The sequence below is a fragment of the Acidocella sp. genome (assembly GCF_028687955.1).
Taxonomy (GTDB): domain Bacteria; phylum Pseudomonadota; class Alphaproteobacteria; order Acetobacterales; family Acetobacteraceae; genus Acidocella.
On the sequence record NZ_JAQTZC010000031.1, the window covers coordinates 1 to 1979 of the forward strand.

General features: G+C 66.6%; 2 protein-coding genes and 1 pseudogene. 2 read left to right on the forward strand and 1 reads right to left on the reverse strand.

Going from position 1 to position 1979, the window contains the following annotated elements; translation table 11 throughout:
* A partial coding sequence (locus PHE40_RS05865) for a DEAD/DEAH box helicase (RefSeq protein WP_299959358.1) occupies window positions 1-1154 on the reverse strand: 1154 nt, incomplete at its 3' end.
* Window positions 1155-1196: 42 nt separating this feature from the next.
* Between PHE40_RS05865 and PHE40_RS05870 the strand changes: the two genes are divergently transcribed.
* The gene (locus tag PHE40_RS05870; protein WP_299959361.1) at window positions 1197-1484 is read left to right on the forward strand and encodes a succinate dehydrogenase assembly factor 2; all 288 of its coding nucleotides are present in this window, start codon (window positions 1197-1199) and stop codon (window positions 1482-1484) included.
* Window positions 1484-1979 (forward strand): annotated as a pseudogene (locus PHE40_RS05875) (transcription-repair coupling factor); the annotation flags it as partial. The gene PHE40_RS05870 and the pseudogene PHE40_RS05875, both read left to right, overlap by 1 nt.

Consider the following 1979-nt stretch of genomic DNA (forward strand, 5'->3'; position numbering starts at 1 on the left):
CCAATCACCGCCAGCGCGAGGTCATTAAGTGCCACCTCTTTCTGGAATATCGCGTGCGTGCCAATCACAAGCGGCAAACGCCCATCCGCCAGCGCCGCCAGAATCCGCCGCCGCTCAACCCCCTTCACATTGCCCGTCAACAACGCCACCGGCACCGGGCAGAGTTTCTGAAACGTCGCATAATGTTGCTTGGCCAAAATCTCGGTCGGGGCCATCAGCGCCGCCTGCGCGCCTGCCTCCACCGCGCGCAGCATCGCCAGCAAGGCCACCAGCGTCTTGCCCGCGCCCACATCGCCCTGCAACAGCCGCAACATCTGGTGCGGCGCCGCCATATCCGCATCAATTTGCACCAGCACCTCCAACTGCCCGGCCGTCAGCTCATGGCCAAAGCGCCGCAGCGCCTCCGCCCTCAGCCGCCCATCGCCCACCAAAACCCGCCCCGGCCGCTTGCGCCTGCGCGCCCGCACCACCGCGAAGGCCAATTGGCGCGCCAGCAACTCGTCATACGCCAACCGCTCTCCCGGCTTGTCATCAGGCAGCTCAACCGGCGCATGCAGCGCGCGCAGCGCCTGCCCAAACCCTGGCCAGCCCCGTTTGCGCAACACGCTGGCATCCTGCCACTCGGCCAGTTCGGGCAAGCGCGCCAGCGCTCCCAGCGCGGCGCGGCGCATCACCCTGGGCACCACCCCTGCCGCCAGCGGCCATATCGGCTCAACCCACGGGAAATCAGCTTCTTGCAACTGTGAGGCCACGTAATCAGGGTGCGCCATCACCAGCCGCCCGCCAAACGCCTCCAGCCTGCCGGACACAACCAGCCGCGCCCCCAGCGGAAACTGCACCAGCCGCGCCGCATGAAACAGCACCACCTCGGCAAACCCGGTCTCATCGCCAATCACCACCCGGTGCGGCTGCCCCTTGCGCGCGGGTGCCTCATGGCGGATCACCTCAACGCGCAGCGTCGCCAGCATCCCGGCCTTCGCATCGCGTATCTTCGGCGCCGCCCGCCGGTCCAGAAAATCCGCCGGCAAATGAAACAGCACATCGCGCACGCGCTCGCCCCCCACCAACCGGCTCACCAAGGCCGAGAGTTTCGGCCCCAGCCCGGGCAGGGAGGCGATCGGCGCACGCAGGGGGTCAAGAATTTCAAGTGTCACATGCTGACTCTTGGCCAAAGCGCGCCTATACCGCAACCCAATATGACCGACTTTGAAAATCCGGCTCCAGAACTCTTGGACAACCGCCGCCGCCGGTTGATCTATCGCGCCCAGCACCGCGGCACTTATGAGAACGACCTGCTGATCGGTGACTTCGTGAAGGCCCGAATCGCCTCGATGTCCGAATCCGAGCTGGATGAGATCGAAGCCGTCATGGAATTCCCTGATGCCGAATTGGCCGACTGGCTGAGCGGCCGCCTGCCAATCCCCCCCCATGCTGACAGCCCGATGCTCCAGCGTATTCGCGCCGCGGCACTGGCCCGGTTCTGATGGTCCCCGTCCACGGCGCGCCAGAAGGCGTCGATGCGCTGGTTCTGGTCCGCCGCTGGGCGGAACATACCGGCCCGGTTCTGCACATTGCGCGTGATGACACACGCCTGGCCGGCCTCGCCGAAGCCATCGCGTTTTTCGGCCCGGAGGTTGAGGTCATCGCCTTCCCGGCATGGGACTGCCTGCCCTATGACCGCGTCTCCCCCAACGGCGCGGTCATCGCCGAGCGCATCGCCGCCCTGAGCCGGCTGCAATCCGAGCCCGGCAAAAAGCGCATCGTGCTCACCACGGTCAACGCCGCGCTGCAAAAGGTCACGCCCCGCGCCGCACTCTCGGGCGGGGGCATGCTGCTGCGCGTGGGCGAGAACATCGCGCCCGATGAGCTGGCCGTGTTTTTGGATGCCGACGGCTACAACCGCACCGCCACCGTCATGGAGCCGGGCGAATTCGCCCTGCGCGGCGGCATTATCGATGTCTTTCCCGCCGGTGACGCGC

Bases quoted from the DNA above. Each gene is read 5' to 3' on its own strand.
- PHE40_RS05870 (WP_299959361.1), top strand. From the start codon at position 1,197: ATGACCGACTTTGAAAATCCGGCTCCAGAACTCTTGGACAACCGCCGC.